Below are 20,586 nucleotides of genomic sequence, written 5' to 3'. Positions count from 1 at the left end.
GGCTCTGCCTGGGAATGCCTATCAGGAGGCTCCGCCTCCAGTATTTAGACAGAAAACGCGAGGCAGAGCATCTGGATCTGCGTTACCAGGCAGAGCCTGGGAACCAGAAATCTAAAATCTAAAATCTAAAATCTAAAATCGCATGACTGATTGGTTAGAACACAGTGTCCAAGTAGAAGTGGCAATTCCCATCGAATTAGCGTGGCAACTCTGGTCAGATTTAGAGCAAATGCCGCGCTGGATGAAGTGGATAGAATCTGTTCATGTTCTCGAAGAAGATCCAGAATTGTCTCGCTGGAAACTCGCAACTGGCGGGTTAGAATTTAGCTGGCTTTCTCGGATTCTCAAATTAGTGCCGAATCAGATAATTCAGTGGGAATCGGTAGACGGCTTACCAAATCGAGGTGCCGTAAGATTTTACGATCGCAAAGACAGCAGTATCGTCAAGCTGACAGTGGCTTACGGAATTCCCGGCTGGCTGGGAAAATTGATGGATAACCTATTTCTCGGCCGCGTGGTTGAATCGACAATTCAGGCTGACTTGGAAAGGTTTAAAGAGTATGCTCTGAAAGTGAAAGCGACATCTTAAATTCTGAGGACTCAAGTCCTTTGGTTTTTAATTGTAACGCGAGAGTCGATCGCGCTTGGGCGTCAGTATCATAGAGATGTGCTGCTGATTCCTTCTCGGTTTAGTTATGAGTTATTGCCTAAACCCCGCCTGTCAAAACCCGCAAAATGCCGATCGTACCCAATTCTGCCTGAATTGCGGCTCCAAACTGTTGCTCAGAGAGCGTTACCGCGCCATCAAACCCCTTGGGCGCGGCGGTTTCGGCCGCACTTTTTTAGCAGTAGACCAAGACAAACCCTCAAAACCGCGCTGTGCAATTAAACAGTTTTTCCCCCTATCCCAAGGTACCAGCAGCAGCGAGAAAGCAGCAGAATTATTCAACCGAGAAGCGGTGCGGCTGGACGAGTTGGGGAAACACCCGCAAATTCCCGAACTGCTGGCGCACTTTCAGCAGGAACGCTATCAGTATTTGGTACAGGAATTTATAGAAGGTCAAAATTTACAGGAAGAGTTGGCGCGGAGTGGGCCTTTCAGCGAAAGTCAGATTCTTAGTCTGCTGAAGGATTTATTGCCAGTATTGCAGTTCGTGCACGATCGTAGTGTAATTCACCGAGATATTAAACCGCCCAATATTATCCGGCGCCGCATTTCTCAAACTCCTATCATTTATACTTACCCCACATTAACCGGGGAATTAGTTTTAGTTGATTTTGGCGCTGCAAAAGTTGTGGAGGGTTTGAGAGAAACCGGTACAGTCATCGGTTCTCCCGAATTCGTGGCGCCGGAACAAATTAGAGGTCAAGCGGTTTATGCCAGTGATTTGTACAGTTTGGGAGTAACTTGCATTTATTTGCTGACTCAAATATCTCCTTTTGATTTGTTTGATATCAATCAAGATGCTTGGGTTTGGCGAGACTTTTTGAAGGTTTCAATTGATCCGAAATTAAGTCGCATCCTCGACAAAATGATCGAATCGAGTCTCAGTCGGCGCTACAAATCTGTAGCTGAGGTATTGAAAGATTTGCAGCCGCAGCAGTCTGCGGGGGCGGGCACGGGGGCGGGCACGGGGGCGGGCACGGGGGCGGGCACGGGGGCGGGCACGGGGGCGGGCACGGGGGCACCGCCCCTACCAGCGCCTAAAATTCCCATGCCGCAGAGGATGCCTGTGGTGCAGAATACAGTGCCGCCAACGGTTGCAGGCACCATTTTACCTGTGCCGCCGATGCAGCGGGTTGTACCCGCACGCGCGCCTACTTGGAGGTGTGTTCATACTCTGGTAGGGCATTCTAATGCTGTTACGTCGGTAGCTTTCAGCCCTGATGGCGCGACTTTAGCTAGCGGTAGTGAGGACAAGACGATTGAAATGTGGAAGTTGGAGACCGGTAAGCGGTGGTACACTCTCACGGGTCATTCTGACTGGGTGACTTGTGTGGCGTTTAGTCCTGATGGCGCGACTTTGGCTAGTGGCGGCCGGGACAAAATGATTCATATTTGGGATTTGAATAAGGGTAAGTGGTGGTACGCTTTGGCTGGTCATTCTGACAGGGTTTCTGCTGTGGCGTTTAGTCGGGATGGTCAGGTTTTGACTAGCGGCAGTCGGGACAAAACTGTGCAGTTGTGGAATTTGAATAAGGGAAGGCGGATGTCGGCTTTGACTGGTCACGCTGGCGGGGTGGAGGCGGTGGCTTTTAGTCCTGGCGGGGAGTTTTTGGCTAGTGGGAGTCGGGACAAGACTGTGCAGTTGTGGGATTGGCAAAATGGTCGATCGATTTGTACTCTGGCCGAGCACGGGGATTGGGTGCGGGCGATCGTTTTTGCTCCGATTTCTTCTATCTCCCCCCCTTCTCAAGGGGGGGCTGGGGGGGGATCTGTTTTGGCGACGGGGAGTCGGGATGGTACGGCGAAGCTGTGGCGGGTGGATGCACAGGGGCGAGGGACGCTGCTGCGGAGTATGAGGGACAATTCTGGGGATGTTTTGTGTCTGGCGTTGAGTCCCGATGGTCGGGTTTTGGCGACAGGGAGTCGGGATGGCACGATTTATTTGTGGGATGCGGGTACGGGGGGTTTGCTGGAAATTCTGACGGGCCACGGGGGGGAGGTTTTGTCGGTGGCGTTTAGTCCCGATGGGGGGAGTTTGGCTAGCGGTGCGGGCGATCGAACTGTGAAGATTTGGCGGGGGATGGGGCATTAGGGGCGATGTCAAGAGTGCCTGCTTAAAAAATTTCATATTTATGCTTGACAGGCGATCGAATGTTCTGCTACATTAGGAATTCGTGAGGACGCATAGCTCAGTTGGTTAGAGCACTACGTTGACATCGTAGGGGTCACTGGTTCGAGTCCAGTTGTGTCCATGAATTTCCATCATTTATAAATCAAGGGTTTTAGGTTTGCCGTCCTAGCAAAAGTTCCGTTTTCCGCTCATCTGTCGCTCAATCTTGCTCTTGAGCATAGCTAAGTATTTCCAAAACCACCTCCATATCAGCTAAGTCCGCCCTCGACTTTTTACGCCGCGCTTTTAACTGGTTGAGCAAGTCGGCCGGCTCTGGAAAATCGGGAAAATTTTTCCTGGGTGCATCATTTTTTGATTTTTGTCTCAGGTCGGAGAGTTCTGTCTCAATTCCCTCCCGATCGCGCCGCACTTCCTTGAGCTCTTGCTCCAGCATCTGAACCTTTAGTCCCAAATCGCCGTTGCGCTCGCATTACTCACAAGTTAAGCTAAAAGCACTATTGTCAATGAGTAATTTTACTCATTTTTTACCTGCTGACCCAATTAAAATATGACTCCATTTGTTCCTTTATTATTGAAAAAAAATTGTTCGGGACTTCTTTGAGTTCCAGGGAAAGGAGAAATAATTAGCCTGACATGAGGTTTTCACGCCTAGCTTAACAATCCCTAAATCTTGATTTTTATCGGAGGCAAAATACTTAACTAGGTCAGAAGCTAATCCTTTTTGATATGCCATAGAAAAATGATACATCCCCCGATAAATCATTTCTAATGAAATACGTTCAATTGGCACTCCTAATTCATCCGCAACTGCATCTCCTAAATCTACTAAAACCGCATAAAATAGCCAAGTAGCCCAGATTTGTAGCTGGATTCCGTTGGACGAACCAGTCCATAAATAACTTAAATTTAGGAGTCTCTTTACTGTACAAAATGCGTCTTCAATTCGCCAGCGTCTTTGATATAAATCTGCTACTACATAGGGGGCAATATTTCAGGTTCTCGGACAATTGTCAGATAAGAACGCCAGGAAGTCTTAGAGCGAATCTGTACTAATCTTATAGTCAAAGCTGGTGTCTGTTTTGTGCCTGCACCTATTTTAATTATCAGGTATTTGACATCATAAGTATTGGTTAATACCCGCTCGATTTGATAAGATGCACCTTTCTTGATTCGAGTGATAAATCCAATTTCTTGAGAAATGAGTTTTGACCAAAAAGCGAAATGATAGAAGCCTCTATCCAATAATAGTAAGGTTTTAGGCTTAACTGTTTTTAGTAAGCCTTCCTCCCAATTAGTATCTGCTTGTTTCGGATTTTCCCCCAACCAAATTTCTTCGGGAAGATGAGTTACTAGGTCTATAATTACTCCCATTTTTCCGGCTAATTGACCAATTGGCAGATCTGATAAACTTTTAAACTTTCTAGTTTACGAAATAAGGCTTCTAATGTTGAGCCGTCAGCTATCCAGATATTCTCAAAGTTTTTTAAGGCAAATTGTACGCTATCTGGTAATGGTCTCGATTTTCTCATCAACCATTTTCGTCGAAGATGAGGTAGTAATTATTTAAATACTTTTTCAAATAAAATTGCGGGAAAAGTTAAAAATCTGAGTGATAATGCTTGTTGGCTAATTTCTTGTGGCTGACACCCTAAAAATCCTTCTCTATTTAATAATCTGGTTAACTCTGTTACTCCTGCTACGGATCGCCATAATAAACTTAATATTGCTGCCATCATTAATGGTAGTGTTAGAATTCTATCTCTTAAATTTAGTTGCCGATAAAAAGTTTTTTGGGCCGCCATTGCCGGAATTAATAAATCTTCCAGGTGATTCGCGATCACTTCATTTTCTACTTGGGGACGTTTTTTTTTCTTTGCATGATCTCGGTTGATTCGTTTTTTGCGAATCATAACTGGTTCAATTATGGCTCAACTGCTTGCCCGGTAAAGGTTTCATCCTATTTTACCTTTTTTGGTCTACCCCTTGACAATTTGCACTTTTTCTTAACTTGTCACAAATGGACAGGAGGAGCAATTATTCCCATTGATGGTAAGACAATTAGAGGTTCTTATGACCGTAATCAAGGGAAATCGGCACTTCATGTTATTAATGCTTGGTCTGCTGAACAACGTGTAGTTTTGGCACCGATGAAAGTGGATGATAAATCCAATGAGATTACGGCGATTCCGGCCTTATTAGAGTTGCTAGACATTACTGATTGTATCATTACTATTGATGCGATGGGGACTAAAACTGAGATTGCTCAAAAGATTATTGACAAGAAAGGGAATTATGTTCTCTCACTTAAAGCTAATCATCCAACTTTATATGCTCAGGTTAGAGAATGGTTTCAACAAGCACTCGGCGCATCATTTTTCTGGGCTTGATGTTAGTTATGACCAACGGATTGAATCCGGTCATCATCCTAGAGAAATCAGTCAAGTTGGGTCGGTGCCAATTACAGTCATCCGTGAGCTTTACCAACCCAGATTAGGGGCGGGACTTTAAAGTGTGGTCATGGTGGTTCGAGTCCGTCATCTTTGGAATAAAACTACTGGGGAAGTGCAATTTTATCTAACTTCTTTAGATAGTGATACTCAACTTTTAGGTCGAGCTATCCGAAAACATTGGGGGATTGAAAATGAGGCTCATTGGACTTTAGATTGTACCTTTGCTGAAGATGCTTGCCGGATTCGCTCTTTCCACAGTTCCCAGAATTTAGCTGTCCTGCGACGTATTGCGCTGAATGCCCTCAATCGTGAACCGACTTACAAACGTAGTCTTCGACAAAAAATGAAAAGGGCAGCTATGGATAATGATTATCTGATTCAAATTATCCGTTCTTGTTTGGCTGACAATATATTAGATTCTTCTGAGTCCTTTTGTCAAGCGTGATTGAGATGCTCTTACCCTGCTACCCCAATGCTGCTCAACAAGCAGCTTTAAGCAGCATTGGGGTAGGCATGATTTGGTTTCCTATCCAACGCTTCAAAAAAGTATTACCTTTTTGACCAGGGCAATTCATAGACGTCTCCAGAAAAGAATTATGCGTCATTTAAAACCCTTGGTGGGGACAAGGAGATGGCGTCTATCTATAAATTCGGCGATGCCCAATTAATTGCCTGTACAGAGACAGGATTTGCAAGTTTAAACAAGACTTGAGTTCGACCGAGACTAAAAAGCTCCCCTTCCGAAGGCAGAAGGCACAGATAAAGAAACATTCTGCTCAGTAGCTATTTGACTGACTGGTTGGCTAACTGCGCCGACTCTAGGGAGATTTGTTGCTGTGGAACCGATCGCAAAATTCTGCTCGGTATCGAACCCCATCAAGCCAGAAACTGCTCTGAAGTCTGTTATCAAAGCACTGTCGATGTTATAGTCTTGTGCAATCGCCCCCGCGCTCGAACCACCACCAGTCAGAATATCTAGTGACTGCGATCGCCGGGGAATTTCATTCTCCAAAGCCAGCCCAAAAGCTAGTATTTGAGTAAATTGGGTAGCGCTAAAATTATTGTCGCTCACTAGCACTAAAGATTGCTGTCCGTTCGGCAACACTGGCCCCAAAGTCATACCTTCAACATTATCCAACCCTGTCGGCAAACCCAGGGTGTCAAAATTGAGTACCAAGCGTTTCTCAACAGGTCTGACAGTATTAATGTTAATAGCATTCAGCGAAGTAATATCGCTAATATCGCTGGCTCCGTTTAGCCGGACTTCGTAGAGTTTGATGGTATTTCCCGTGCCAGGTGCGCCTGCTGAAAAAGAGCGTTCTAGTGCTAAGAAAGTGCCGCGATTGTCTAAAGCCAACAGTTCCACTAAACCGTTTGTATTAAAGCCTGTCTCTGGAACTGCTGGAACTGCCACCGGGTCAGTTAGATAAAGAAATTCTTGTTCCGGCTGTCCTGTAGTTAAATTGTATTTGAGGATGCGCGATCGCGAACCGGTATTAATTGTTGCGATCGGCCCGTCTTGCACTAAAGCATTCTCCGTTGCTGTAAACAAGAATCTCCCATCAGGAGTAATTGTCAGATTTTCAAAAGCTAAATTGTTGCGAATTCCCGCTGTTGGTGCATCTGCTGGACCTATAACTGGTACAAACTTTGAGGGTACGGGTAATTGTCGCAACTGGCGACCAGTTCCTAAAGCAAACTCGTTGACAAAGGGACTCTGAAGTCTACCAGCCAAGGTACTGACTTCGCCTTCTGAGGAAACAAACACAGTACCGTTACTCGTTAAACCGATGCCTTCCGGGTCGATAGTATTAGTAGCAAAAGGTTGATTGTTTTGGTTGAGCAGAGTTGTCACCCCAGAGAAATCAATCCCGGAACTAGACAGCGAACCAGAACTTAAATCGATGTTGAGAGTATAGAATCTGGCTGGATTTCTGTCCGAACGATCGTCAGAAATAGTGTAATAGCGGTTGTTAATTGCGTCGTAATCAATGCCAGAAAGTCCGCCAAGTTGTGTGCCTTCGACAGTGACGGAACCTGTTGGATAAGTAGCTTGTCCGATGAAGTTGATATTTCTGACACTGGTGCTGGGAGAGCGATCGCCCACAGCAATATCGGCCCAAACTAAACTGTGGTCAGAAGTAGGAGTATTTTCCGCAGTTTGGCGATCGCCCACCAATCTGTACAGCGGATCTGTCGTCAAAGGCCAAAATACCCCAGCATCATTAATTGGCAAGTCAGCCGACGGCAAAACATAATCAACTCGCAGATTTCCTGGGTTATTTCCTGCATCTCCAAAATCCGCCGTATCAAAAGCAGGATTGCCTTTTTGGTTGACATTATTACCGCCGTCTGCTACTTGTTCAATTGCGCCTAAACTTGCAGGAATTGCGCTAGTGACTCCTGTATTTACTCGCGAGTTATTTAGCAACTGCAAAATCGCATTGTCAAAACTATCCCCATCAACAGGATCAGCATTTTGGTCGCCCATAATTACAAAACTAGCATTGGGAGCAAGTCCGCCAACTGTGCGGCGATCGTCGTAAATATAACTACCTCTACCGGGAGTAACGTAATCTGCCCAAAAGCGAATTTCATCATGATTTCGCCTGCCATTTCTGTCTTCAGGGCCGTCAAATACAGGCGGTGTCGGATGACTGACTAAGGCGTGAACAATCTCGCCGTTGATATTGATTGGCACATCCCAGTGACTCTTGGACGAAAGGCGAAATGCGTTTAATTCATCAGGCGAGTAATAGTCATTTGCTGCGGGGGTAGACGGGTCATCCGGCAATAATGCCCCTGGCATATCTTTCCAAAGGAAGTTTTGGAACGTGCGAATATTGGCAGTATCAATGGGATATTTTGAGTACACAGCCATTCCGTATTGTCCGGGAAAATCCCCAAACCCGAAAGCGTCGTTGCCGTAACCGTTTACACCAATTTGTGTAACAGCGGAACCATTGTTGTCTAAATCTAAACCCGAAGCAATGCCCGTGTTAGAAGGGGCAGTATAGCGAAAGGGATAATTAACAGGAGTTGCGCCATTTTGACTGACTGACAGATAGTTTTGCTGAAACAAATCTAGCGCTGTGCTGCTGCTGTCGTAGTCAAATTCGTTAATTAACAAAACATCTGGATTCACCCGCTGAATTGTTTCAGCGACATTCTTTGCTTGCTGGTTGTTGGGAGTAGATAAATCTGTAATTAACCGACCTGCATTACTGCGGTTCAAAGAAGCGTTGAAGCTAGAAAAGCGAACTCCCGGAACTGAGTTTTGGGCTACCGTGAAATCTCCTGCATCCAAGGAGTTGACTCCCTCCAAAATCGCGAGAAATTCGTTAGTTGCTGTATCTCGCAGAACAATGCTGTTGCTGAAATTACCCGTACCTTGAGAAATTTCGATATTAGCCGGGGAGATTCCACTTAAACTAATTAAGTCTTGACCTTTAACAAAATCGGTGATCAGGTCAGCATTTTCGAGTTGGGAACCGCCAGTAGTGCGTGTTCCGATTCGGCCGATCGCGAAAATATTTTTACCGCCACCGCCAGTTAAAATGTCGCGATCGAGGTCGCCGGAGAGAAAATCGTCTCCTTCGCCACCTTGAAGGGTATCGCGGTTTCGACCGCCGTAGAGTGCGTCATTTCCCGAATCGCCTAATAAAAAGTCATTGCCTGCATGGCCAAAAAGCCGATCGCTTCCTTCCTGACCGGAGATGGCGTCATCGCCCCCCAACCCAGAAATCAAGTCCGCTGCGATCGTCCCGCTTAATGTGTCATTCCCTGATGTGCCGTTAATTGCTGCCACGTTCAGTCACCCCTCTATACTGCTGAAGTCAAATATTTTCGGCTTTTGGAGTATAGTCTCACGCTAAGATTAAAGACTGATTATTTACTGGTTAAACACTCGCACACTTTGCTTCCTTGAGCCGATCGTTCCTGACAGCTTGGTATAATATCGCTCCGCAGTCGGGTTGTAATTATCTGCTCACTAAGTTCATGAGTCCGCTACTGCTTGTAATGCCTGAATACGGTCTAGTAGCGGGCAAGTCTTTGGGGAGAGTACACCAGTTACAGCTATTTTTCACTTGATAAAAGATACCATTCTATATTTGTCTTTTTCTCCACCGAAGCAGTCTGGTTTTCTTCCTTTGCGGCAGTAGTGGTTCGATAAGATCCCACTATGAGTCAGTTAAGTTACTGGATTATGGCATTTATTTCTAATCTTAGCTCGCCATCAGATATCCCCAATCGGTTCTCTAACGATTCTTGTTGGGAAAAAGAGAGTGGTGCGATTTAGAAGGTCGGGTTTTAGAGAGTAAAACTGAATCAAGACGTATGCCAGTAAACTATATGTACTGTATGTACTCTGCCTGCGTAATTCCTGATATATTTACCCTCATTAGACATGAAGAGTTAGTAGAGATTGGCTGTCAAACGTGAAGCTCCCGTAAAAACTCCTAGGTTTAATTTAAAATTAACCTTTCCTTTACAAAAATTGTGTAGAGTATCCAAGGGTTCAGTATTTCTGGCTACTTAGAAACAGTCTAGGTGGCTTCACGAATCAAATCTGTAGCGCGAGTAACAAGATGTTTCTAAATCAGACGCTAAAGATATTTGTTACTGGCTATCACCTTAGCCAAAAATCTTTATCTAAGCTAAGTAAGTCGTTCGTGCTTCCTCGCCTTTGGTCTGACTGTTTAGTGAGGCCAGATTCGTTGTTGTAACTTAGAGATTCTTAGTACAAATTAGTCCCCTGGTTGGAAACCTCAAAGCTTTTGAGGATGAGCGATCGCCCTCAAAGCACCTTTAAATTCAAGATGGCGTTCTCCCGTGCGATCGTCGCCAACCAACTCAACAAATTTCCACACTAATCAAAACAGGTTCTACCAACCAATGGCACCCACATATCACGACCTTCTTATCGGTTCGCTAACGCAGGATTGGTCAAACACAAGTCTCATCGCTGTTAATGATGACTGGTCTGGTATCCCAAGTATTGATGGTTTTCGCGGAGATGAACTAACAGGCGCAACGGGAACAGATCCACAAACCATTGTTGTGGCCGGCACATCGCCAATTGATGTCAATGCAAATCAGACCAATCCCAATACCTTCACCACCGGTGGTGTTGCTGAATTTGAGCTCGCGAACCCCGTTGTTGCCCTTACTGGTTCTGGTACAGCAGATGCCCCTTTTTTGCTGATTTACCTCAACACTGTCGGCGTTACGAACATCAACGTCTCCTTCAATCTCCGCGATGTGGATGGATCTGTCGATAACGCTGTTCAACCAGTTGCTTTGCAATACCGCGTCGGGACATCCGGCAATTTTATTAATATCCCTGCTGGCTACGTTGCAGATGCCAGCACAGGTCCAAGTTTAGCAACCGAAGTCACACCAGTTAATGTCACGTTGCCAGCAGCAGCACAGAATCAATCTCAAGTTCAGCTTCGGGTGATCACAACCAACGCTGTTGGGAATGATGAGTGGATTGGGGTTGATGACATCAGCATCACAGGCACTCCCGGTGGTGGCGAACCGACAACAACGGTCACACTCCAGGCAACAGACACAAACGCAGCAGAGGCAGGGCAAGAGCCAGGGACGTTTAGAATTACACGCACAGGCGACACGAGTGCAGCCCTGAATGTGAACTACACCGTCGCCACGGGTTCGGGTCAGGCGACTAATGGCACGGACTATACGCCCAACTTGACGGGAACTGCCACCATTGACGCGGGGCAATCCTTTGTCGATTTGGCGATCGCCCCAGTAGACGATAGTGCAGTAGAAGGCAATGAAACTGTCACGCTCAATCTAGTCGATACCAGCAACTATGACCTCGGTGGTGCGAGTACAGCCACAGTGACCATTGCAGATAACGATGTGTCACTGACCCGCATCCGCGACATCCAAGGAACGGATCACATCTCCCCCCTTCTTACCTCTGCAACCGATCGAGTCGGTGTCTTCAATGTTGCCGGAATCGTTACCGCCAAAGCTTCTAACGGATTCTACCTCCAAGACCCCACGCCCGATGCCGATGCTGCAACATCTGAGGGAATTTTTGTCTTCACAGGCACGAATTCCGCAGGTTCAGCCATTCTCAACAGTGTTAGCATCGGTGGTGCTGTTCTCGTCACGGGTACGGTGAGCGAGTTCCGTCCTGCAGGGAATGCGAATAACCTCACCACTACCCAGATTAGTAACACCTCGACACAGGCTTTGAGCGTTACTCCCTGGACAACAGCACCCACAACTACGATTACCCCCACAATTGTCAATCCTCCGACAACAGCCATTAACAATGACTTTTCCGCTGGAAGTCCTGGCAACGTGGAAACAGGCGGTGATTTTGAGCCTACTACTGAAGGCATTGATTACTATGAAAGCTTAGAAGGAATGCTGGTACAGGTTAACAATCCTGTAGCAGTTAGTCCGACAAACAGTTTTGGGGAAATTTGGGTACTTGATGACAATGGCACAGATGCCACGGGGCGGACGGCTCGTGGGGGTAGCCTCATCAGCCCCAATGACTTTAACCCAGAACGCATTCAGATTGAGGATGATCTAATTCGTCCTGGCTCTTCGTCAGCCTTGGTAGATGTCGGATCGCAACTTGATACAGTGACCGGGGTTATCAGTTACAACTTCAACAACTACGAAGTGCTGGCAACTTCCCCCATCACTGTTAATACTCCTAGTCCATTAGAGAAGGAAGTCACTACCCTAAACCCAGTTGATGACAAGCTGACAGTCGCTACCTTTAATGTGGAGAACTTAGACCCAGGTGATGGGGCTACCCAGTTTAATGCCTTGGCTCAACGCATCGTTACTAACCTGCAATCACCGGACATTATTACCATAGAGGAGATTCAAGACAATAACGGCCCGACTAACGATAGCGTTGTTGATGCTGCCACGACCTACAACACTTTGATCGCAGCGATTCAGGCGGCAGGCGGCCCGACTTATGAGTTCCGTCAGATTAACCCAACTGATGACCGGGATGGTGGTGAACCGGGGGGAAATATCCGCGTCGGTTTTCTATTTAAGCCAGAACGGGTCACGTATGTAGATCGTCCGGGTGGGACAGCCACAACGCAAACCACTGTAAATAATGTTGGTGGCGACCCGCAGCTTTCCTTTAGTCCGGGTCGGATCGTTGACACTGACCTCTCAGATGGTGATGCGTTTGCCAATAGCCGTAAGCCGTTGGTTGGGGAGTTTATATTTAACGGTCACAAGCTGTTTGTGATTGGAAACCACTTCAATTCCAAGGGCGGCGATCAGTCCCTCTTTGGCCCGAACCAGCCTCCCGTCCTCACGAGTGAAATCCAACGCCGTCAGCAAGCGCAGATTGTTAACAACTTTGTAGATAGCCTTGTCGCTGCTGACTCTACGGCAAATGTAATTGTTTTGGGTGACTTGAATGACTTTCCGTTCTCTGAACCTTTGAACATCCTTAAAGGGACACCGGGTGGTGTGGGTACACCAATCCTGAACAATCTGATCGAGACTCTACCCGCCAACGAGCAGTACACCTACAACTTCCAAGGCAACGCGCAGGTTTTGGATCACATCTTGGCGAGCAATACGCTGTTTAATAATTTAGATGAGTTTGATGTTGTTCATATCAACTCTGAGTTTGCGGATCAGGATAGTGACCACGATCCCAGTGTGACTCGTTTCACCTTTCCTCAGTATGTCGGGACACCAAAAAATGATTCCTTTACTGGCACCGATTTGAATGAAGTCATTACTGGTGGTGAAGGTGGGGATAGGCTTACGGGTGGCGGTGGTAGCGATCGCTTTGTCTACACCAACATTGAGGATTCAGGAGATCGGATTGAGGACTTTATCACTGGCACTGATAAAATAGTTCTCACTCAGTTGCTCGATAGCTTGGTTCCTGGGGGCTACGACGGCAAAAACGCGATCGCGGATGGTTATGTGCAGTTGGTTCAAAGAGATAGCAAAGTTGTCCTCCAGATCAATCAAGATGGCTTCAGTAATGACAACAAATTCAAAAATTACATTACTGTCGAAAACGTTCTGGCGGCCGACTTGAGCGCTCTGAACAACTTTGTATTTTAGAGGTGTTTGGTTGAGCAATTTTAGAAAAGTCAGTGTAAGTGCTTTGTATTAGCATTTTTACCGTAGGAAATCACCCAAACGATTGCTCAACCAGCTTAAGGGCATAATACTCCTCTGATGAACTCCATTTCTAGACCTCTATAAGGTTTAGGAATGGAGTTTACGGGGTGACAACGTTTCTGAAACCATGATGCTAAAAGCATTTAATACCTTTAGAGTAGGTTAAACAGGTGGACTTGGATGATCCAAAATCCCTGTAATCAAGGTTTCGCCATCAAATGTGAGAGGTTGAATTGACGATCGCCCAGCTTCCAGATTGGCTCGCAGTTCCTTAGTACCGAGATGCCTGCGGTATGATCCAAGGGCGATCGCCCCAAAAATGCCAACTACAAGCGCGAGGATAATTAGTACGATCGCCGATCGCCACATGGTGATTCCTCTTGATACCTAAAAACGAGTTAATCCAGCGCGAGTCTTACACCCATCTACCGACTACAACTCTCACCGTTCCATCTGCCAAAGTTTCCTCTTCTTCAACATGAAAACCCTCTGACAGCACCGCCGCCATCAAACTTTTCCGCGCGTATTTTTGACTAATTGAATTGACAAATTCCTGCTGATTAATTCGAGCGCCCCACAAATCCGCCACCAATTCGTAATCCTCTCCGCTGCGGCGAAAACCCAAATCGTAACCATTGGATTGCCGAATCACGTACTCGGCATTAGTTTTGTCACCCCGATAACCCCGTACCTGCACATTGCACTCTACTTGATAACCCAACTCTTCCAACACTTGATGTAGCAGTTCGCCGTTCTTGATCTGAACCTTGATCGTTGTGAAGTGTGACATATCACTTTCGGATTTTTGTGTGAAACGCTAATTTGATTATAATACTATAAACTGCAACAGTCAATAAGTTATAAGTTGCGCTCTTCAACTAGGTTTGAGCGTCAGCGAAAGTAGCCAGGTTACAAGCCACCGGATTCATCTGTGCAGAAATTAAAAAGATAGTATCCGATAACAATTCCCCCGATTTATCCGTGAGCTCGCTTTCTTCAATCCTCCAATTCTTCAATCTAAAATCTAAAATCTAAAATCCTATGATTCATCCGTGAGTTCGCTTTCTTCAATCCTCCAATTCTTCAATCTAAAATCTAAAATCTAAAATCTAAAATCTAAAATCCTATGATTCATCCGTGAGTTCGCTTTCTGCAATCCTCCAATTCTTCCAATCTAAAATCTAAAATCTAAAATCTAAAATCCTATGATGGCCGACAATTCTAACCAACCCAGAGAATATGATGCCGTCCTCGGCGGCCAAAGTCAAATCCCGATCGCCGGCGCTGTTTTGGGAGGCATCGCAGGAGTCAAGCAGCGCTTCAACAGTCCTAGTATCGAGTCGCGGATTGCCGCTGTTAAAGATGCTCCTAAATACGGAGGCGCTGGTTTAAATTTAGCAATTGAGGCGCTGCTTGACCCCGCAGCAGAAGTGCAGCGAGTTGCTTATTTAATTTTGCAACCGAGGACAGAACCTCTAGTGCGCCAAGCTTTAAAAGAATTCGTGCCTTACAAGCTTTTTGACTGCATCCGCACTGTCAAAACAGGGACAAATCTGACGATTAGTCCCGGAGGTGATTGCACGGCGAGTTTGCACGGGAAAATAATTAGAATTTGCGATGTAGATACAGGAGAAATACTCTATACTGTTGACAAGTATCCCCGCGCTCAAGAAACTTTTGTCCTTTGCCAAGAAAGCGAAGTTTTGGTGAGGAGCAGAAATACTCCGAAACATCGTGCGATCGAAATTTGGCAAGGAGGAGAATTGCGGCATACTTCCCTCGGACATGAAGGGGAAATTAGCGCAATTGTCCTCAGTCCCGACAGTCAAGTTATCGCCACAGGTTCGGCAGATACTACTATCAAAATTTGGAATTTAGAGACGGGAAAGTTAATCTGTACTTTTGGCAATCTTTTAACTTGGGGAGCTCATAAAGCAGGAATTGTTAGTCTTGCTTTTAGCCCGATCGCACAAACTCTCGCTAGCAGCAGTTCTGACGGTACAATTAAACTGTGGAACCTCCGCAGCAGAGAATGCTTCCAAACAATTAAAGGTTATGCGAATTGTCTGGCTTTCAGTCCAGACGGGCAGACTTTGGCGACTGGTGGCTGGGACAGAAACATTCAACTGCGGCAGCTATCTAATCCAGATAGTTCAATCACTTTGGCGGGGCATTTTAACTCGATAAATGCGATCGCCTTTAGTCCCGACGGACGCACTGTTTTTAGTGCTAGTGCTGATGGTAATATCAAATGTTGGAAGGCCAGTACAGGCGAAAATATTCACACTCTCAGCGGACATCAAAACTCTGTTACTTGTCTTACTTTTAGCAGCGATGGTGAAACTATTATCAGTGGAAGTATAGACAAAACGGTCAAAAATTGGGGAGTTATACCATTTGAGATTTGAGATTTGAGATTTGAGATTTGAGATTTGAGATTGAAGAATAGGGAATGACTGCTCGGCTATAGGTTGGGAGCTTGCCTAAAGTTGCAATTTTATTGACGGGTATTAATTGAATTTCCGCTAATACCAGACTAAGAAAATATTATTTCCATGCAAACATAAAGGATATTATTATATTTTTTATCACTCAATCAGCTTTTTTCGTATAAAGCCGGTTTAGCAAAGCAAGCCTGCGTCCAGGACTATTCTCATAAAACTCGCCCGGACGGACTTCCTAACTACAAACACTTTTTATGACTGGTAATTGACCGGATATGATATCAAGAGTGCGTCCTGGACTGTTTAATATTTCCAAATTCCTGATTCCAGATTCCTCGGTGCGTGAATCTACGCAAACAAATATAATAAATTTACAATCCTAGTTCTTGTGCAAGCCGAGAATTGCGGAACTTGTTTTTGCATTACTACAAATAGTTACCGTAAAAATACTGACGGGCAGGCATTATTCAGCTTATGATCAATTTGTGAACTGTCGCCGGAAAGCCTGAGATACCCGCAATTTCTGAATCCTTTAAGGTAGCTTTAATATATGGCAGATTGGTCGCATGAGTATTCGTGCTAATTGTAATATGTGACTTAAAAAGTTTATGCTTAAAAGATAGGCTGAGGTTAAATATACAGTGCGCCCTAGAGTAACCATGTCACACTGCAACCAATCCATCTGTCGTTCCCGCAATCTCGCAGAAATGTGCGATACTGCTGCCAGTTGGCAGCAAAAAGCCGATCAACTAACGGTAGAATTAAACACCACCCAGGATCTGCTTCACGCAGAAATCGATCGGCTCAAACAAGCCAACGAAACCCTTCACGCCGCCGTCAGTTGTGCCCCCGTTTTCCTGTGGGCAACAGACAGAGACGGCAAGTTAACCCTTGCAGCAGGGAAAGGATTAGAAAATTTGGGACTCAAACCAGGTGCAACTGTCGGGCGATCGATTTTTGAAGTTTACAGCAGCCAGCCAGATATCTTAGAAAATATTGCCGAGGTACTAGCAGGAAACGATCGCACTTGGAACGTCCGAGAGAGGCATTGTATTCACGAAATTCGATCGGCAGCCCTGCGAGATGGAAACGGCGAAGTTGTCGGGGCAGTTGGTGTTTCTACTGAAATTACCGAGCGCGAGCAGTTCATCGCCACTCTGAAAACGGCAAATCAAGAATTAGAAGACAGACTTCAGCAGCAAACGGCAGTCTTCAATGTAGCACTTGCCGAAAGCGAAAAAAAGTACCGTAACCTCGTAGAAACCTCCCAAGAATTGATTTGGTCGATCGATATTGAAGGCCTCTTGACTTTTGTCAATTCCGCCGCCAAACGCATCTACGGTTACGAACCGCCAGAAATGATCGGACGGCGCTTCACCGATTTTTTAGTTCCCGATCAAGAAAGTAGACCAAGAGAAATATTTGCCCAACTTTTAGCAAAAACCAAAATACAGCCGCAAACCGCTAATTCTCCTTACGAAACAGTACACATTCGCAAAGACGGTACTCCCGTTCACCTGCGCGTCAACAGCATCGTCAACCAAGCTGAAAACGGCGCTATTTTAGGCTTGTGCGGAACGGCGACAGATATTAGCGATCGCAAGCGATCGGAAGAAGCACTCCAAGAAGCTACAGACCAACTTCGCGCCGTTTTGGATGCCGTACCCGGACTGATTTCTTGGATCAGTTCAGATTTGCGGTATATTGGAGTCAACCAGCACTTAGCAACCTCATTCAACCTGTCTCCTGAAAGCTTTGTCGGTCAAGAAATCAACTTTCTCGACAAAGGCTCGACTTTCGGAGAACTGATCCGAATTTTTTTTGACAGTTCATCTCAGCAAATCTGCCAAGAAATAGAAATAGAAATTAACGGTTTCGTCCGCAACTATTTGATAGTAGCTCAGAAATATCATCAGGGAACCGCAGCAGTTTCTGTAGGAATAGACATTACTGACCGCAAGCGTGCGGAAGCTCTCAAAAACCAATTGATCTGCTCGTTGCAAGAATCAGAACACAAATTTCGCAGCCTTTATGAAGCCACCAGCGACGCAGTAATGTTGCTTGACGAAAAGGAGTTTTTTGACTGCAACCCCGCCACCTTAAAAATATTTGGCTGTAGCAACAAACAAGAATTTTACGGCAAGCATCCGAGGGAATTTTCTCCGCCGTTTCAGCCTAACGGACAAGATTCAGCCAGTTTAGCTGCACAGAAAATGAACATAGCAATGCTCATAGGTAGCTGTCGATTTGACTGGGTACACCAACGACTCGACGGTTCAGAATTTTCTGCAGAAGTTCTGTTAAACGCAATGGAAATTAACGGACAAAAATTTCTCCAAGCTGTAGTACGCGACATTACAGACCGCAAACGGGATGAAGATCAAATCAAAGCCTCCCTCGCCGAAAAAGAAGTCCTTCTCCAAGAAATTCACCACCGCGTCAAAAACAACCTCCAAGTTATTTCTAGCCTGCTGAAACTTCAGTCTCGCTACATTCAAGACAGCCGCGTTAGTGAAATGTTAAAAGAAAGTCAAAACCGAGTCAGATCAATGGCCCTGGTTCACGAACAATTGTATCAATCCAAAGACTTGTCAAACATTGACTTTGCTGAATACATCCAAAATCTCGCCCACAATTTATTCCAAGCTTATGAAAATCATGCAGAAGGCGTCAACTTGCAAACAAATATTGCGCCGTGTTCTCTCAATATTGATACGGCAGTTCCTTGCGGGTTAATTATCAACGAGCTTGTGACAAACGCCCTCAAATATGCCTTTAAAGGACAAGTTAAAGGTAAAATTAACATAGATTTCACTTTAGATAATAACAGATTTTGCGTGCTAACCGTGAGTGACAACGGAATTGGTTTTCCTCAAGACTTAGATTATCGCAAAGCCCGAACATTGGGTTTGCGATTGGTCGGGTCTTTAGTCAAGCAAATCCGGGGGGGAATAGAACTGTTAGAAACTGCTGGCACGACTTTTAGAATAACCTTTTGTCAACCAAAATTACGCTCTGAGGAGAAAAATTAGTGTCCAACAAAAAAATTCTGATAGTTGAAGACGAGAGCATCATTGCGGAAGACATTTCCGACAGTTTGATATCTTTAGGATATAGAATAACTGGGATGGTCTATTCGGGAGAAGAAGCGATTGAATCGGCCGCCACATTGCGCCCGGATTTAGTTTTAATGGATGTTAACCTGCAAGGAGAAATCGACGGCATTACAGCAGCGGAAGAAATTCGCTTGCGATTTCAAATCCCGGTAGTTTATCTGACAGCCTATGCCGATGAAACTACTTTGCGACGAGTCAATAGTACAAAACCGTTTGGCTATATTGTCAAGCCATTTGAAGAAAAAAACTTGCACACAACTATTCAACTGGCACTCTACAGACACCAGTATGACAGCTTGACCAACCTGCCGAATCGTTCATTTTTGCGAGAAAAGTTAAGTCGAGTATTAGATGGTCAAAAAGAATTGTCAGGAGTCGTTCCAGTTGTCACGCTTAGCTTAGATAAAATCAACCGCATTAACAGTACCTGGGGACACGATATCGGCGACTCGGTGCTTTGCAGCATCGCCCAGCGGCTAACTAACTGCATGGAAAACATTCATATTGTTGCTCGTTTGGAAGCGGCGGAATTTGCGCTGATTCTTAAACCAGTTGCAGAAAAACAGGATGTGGCTAAGATTGCTCAAAACATTTTAGATATTGTATCCCAATCTATGATTGTCAAAGATTGCGAAGTCTATGTCACTGCTAGTATCGGGATATGCTTGTATCCCGGAGACGGCACCGACGGAGATGAAATGCTGAAAAATGCTTATATAGCAATGTATCAATCTCAGCAGAAAGGCGGCAATAATTATCATTTTTATACGCCCACAAATGCTAATTATTTCATCAATACAATTCTTCAAGAAACTTCCCTGCGCCATGCTTTAAAAAGCTCAGAATTTGAAATCTACTATCAGCCGCAAATAGCAATTAAAACAGGTAAAATTATTGGTGCTGAAGCTTTGGTGCGCTGGAATCATCCAGAACGGGGGCGAGTTTCTCCGGGGGAATTTATTCCAATGGCTGAAGAGATGGGCTTGATTGCGCCGTTGGGTGAATGGGTATTAGAGACTGCTTGCAGGCAAACTAAAACATGGCAAAAAGCAGGTTTACCGCCCCTGCGAGTCGCAGTTAACGTATCAGCCCGTCAATTCGAGCGCAAAAATTTCACGGAAAGAGTCAGGGAGATATTAACAGAAACCGCTCTCGATCCCAAGTGTTTGGAATTAGAACTGACGGAAAGTCTGGTTTTGCAAGACGAAATTGCAGCAGCTAAAGCTTTTACGGTGTGGAAAGAGCAGGGGATTAGGATAGCAATTGATGATTTTGGAATGGGATATTCTTCTTTGAGTTATCCAAAACGCTTTCCGTTTGATGTGATCAAAATTGACAAGAGTTTTATTCGCGATATTGCAGACGATCGCCAAAATGCAGCGATCACAATAGCGATTATTCAAATGGCACACTGCATGAACATGACGGTGGTGGCTGAGGGGGTAGAAAATAAGCAGGAACTTGATTTTTTGTGCGAACACGAATGTGACGAAATTCAAGGCCATCTTTTCAGCCAAGCTTTGCCAAGGGCTGAGTTTGAAGCGCTGCTGAAAAGCGATAAGTGCTGGGATTTACATCAATTCCGGTTGCAATCCTCCGGAATTGTTGAGTGTTGAGT

General features: G+C 45.3%; 12 protein-coding genes, 1 tRNA gene and 1 pseudogene. 9 read left to right on the top strand and 5 right to left on the bottom strand.

Features of this window, described 5'->3' with window-relative positions:
* Positions 1–142: 142 nt before the first annotated feature.
* From QUB24_RS07250 to QUB24_RS07240, 3 genes are all read left to right on the top strand, one after another.
* Complete coding sequence (locus QUB24_RS07250; protein WP_015175311.1) at positions 143–589, top strand: SRPBCC family protein; 447 nt, start codon at positions 143–145, stop codon at positions 587–589.
* A 106-nt stretch (positions 590–695) separates the two neighbouring features.
* Positions 696–2,759: a serine/threonine-protein kinase gene (locus tag QUB24_RS07245; RefSeq protein ID WP_333151959.1), complete on the top strand. Its 2,064-nt coding sequence runs from the start codon at positions 696–698 to the stop codon at positions 2,757–2,759.
* 86 nt (positions 2,760–2,845) lie between these two features.
* A tRNA-Val gene (locus QUB24_RS07240) sits at positions 2,846–2,919 on the top strand.
* Positions 2,920–2,997: 78 nt separating this feature from the next.
* On the opposite strand, the gene QUB24_RS07235 is transcribed toward QUB24_RS07240, so the two are convergent.
* Both QUB24_RS07235 and QUB24_RS07230 read right to left on the bottom strand, forming a co-directional pair.
* Positions 2,998–3,231 (bottom strand): hypothetical protein, encoded by a 234-nt coding sequence (locus QUB24_RS07235; protein WP_333151957.1) that lies wholly within the window; start codon positions 3,229–3,231, stop codon positions 2,998–3,000.
* A 107-nt stretch (positions 3,232–3,338) separates the two neighbouring features.
* Positions 3,339–4,708, bottom strand: a pseudogene (locus QUB24_RS07230) (IS4 family transposase).
* Between the two features lie 81 nt (positions 4,709–4,789).
* On the opposite strand from QUB24_RS07230, the gene QUB24_RS07225 reads away from it, so the two are divergent.
* Both QUB24_RS07225 and QUB24_RS07220 read left to right on the top strand, forming a co-directional pair.
* Positions 4,790–5,185: an ISAs1 family transposase gene (locus tag QUB24_RS07225; RefSeq protein ID WP_333151955.1), complete on the top strand. Its 396-nt coding sequence runs from the start codon at positions 4,790–4,792 to the stop codon at positions 5,183–5,185.
* A gap of 130 nt (positions 5,186–5,315) precedes the next feature.
* Positions 5,316–5,693 (top strand): ISAs1 family transposase, encoded by a 378-nt coding sequence (locus tag QUB24_RS07220; protein WP_333151953.1) that lies wholly within the window; start codon positions 5,316–5,318, stop codon positions 5,691–5,693.
* A gap of 279 nt (positions 5,694–5,972) precedes the next feature.
* Here the strand turns inward: QUB24_RS07220 and QUB24_RS07215 are convergent, their stop codons facing one another.
* Positions 5,973–9,056 carry an esterase-like activity of phytase family protein gene (locus QUB24_RS07215; protein ID WP_333151951.1) on the bottom strand — a complete coding sequence of 1,028 codons (3,084 nt, stop codon included), beginning with the start codon at positions 9,054–9,056 and terminating at the stop codon, positions 5,973–5,975.
* Between the two features lie 1,088 nt (positions 9,057–10,144).
* Between QUB24_RS07215 and QUB24_RS07210 the strand changes: the two genes are divergently transcribed.
* Positions 10,145–13,348 (top strand): endonuclease/exonuclease/phosphatase family protein, encoded by a 3,204-nt coding sequence (locus QUB24_RS07210; RefSeq protein WP_333151948.1) that lies wholly within the window; start codon positions 10,145–10,147, stop codon positions 13,346–13,348.
* A 222-nt stretch (positions 13,349–13,570) separates the two neighbouring features.
* On the opposite strand, the gene QUB24_RS07205 is transcribed toward QUB24_RS07210, so the two are convergent.
* Positions 13,571–13,777, bottom strand: coding sequence for a hypothetical protein (locus QUB24_RS07205; protein ID WP_333151946.1), 207 nt, complete (start codon positions 13,775–13,777; stop codon positions 13,571–13,573).
* Positions 13,778–13,823: 46 nt separating this feature from the next.
* The gene (locus QUB24_RS07200; protein WP_333151944.1) at positions 13,824–14,198 is read right to left on the bottom strand and encodes a DUF1257 domain-containing protein; all 375 of its coding nucleotides are present in this window, start codon (positions 14,196–14,198) and stop codon (positions 13,824–13,826) included.
* Between the two features lie 415 nt (positions 14,199–14,613).
* On the opposite strand from QUB24_RS07200, the gene QUB24_RS07195 reads away from it, so the two are divergent.
* The 3 genes from QUB24_RS07195 to QUB24_RS07185 all read left to right on the top strand — a co-directional run bounded on the left by QUB24_RS07195 (position 14,614) and on the right by QUB24_RS07185 (position 20,584).
* Positions 14,614–15,816, top strand: coding sequence for a WD40 repeat domain-containing protein (locus QUB24_RS07195; protein ID WP_333151942.1), 1,203 nt, complete (start codon positions 14,614–14,616; stop codon positions 15,814–15,816).
* A gap of 695 nt (positions 15,817–16,511) precedes the next feature.
* Complete coding sequence (locus tag QUB24_RS07190; RefSeq protein WP_333151940.1) at positions 16,512–18,884, top strand: PAS domain S-box protein; 2,373 nt, start codon at positions 16,512–16,514, stop codon at positions 18,882–18,884.
* Positions 18,884–20,584 (top strand): EAL domain-containing protein, encoded by a 1,701-nt coding sequence (locus QUB24_RS07185; protein ID WP_333151939.1) that lies wholly within the window; start codon positions 18,884–18,886, stop codon positions 20,582–20,584. The genes QUB24_RS07190 and QUB24_RS07185 overlap by 1 nt, the downstream gene beginning before the upstream one ends.
* The last annotated feature ends 2 nt before the right edge of the window (positions 20,585–20,586 follow it).

This window comes from Microcoleus sp. B9-D4, from assembly GCF_036705105.1.
Classification (GTDB): Bacteria; Cyanobacteriota; Cyanobacteriia; order Cyanobacteriales; family Microcoleaceae; genus Microcoleus.
Note: the sequence above shows the minus strand (reverse complement) of the source record. Positions and strands in the feature narration are given on the sequence as shown.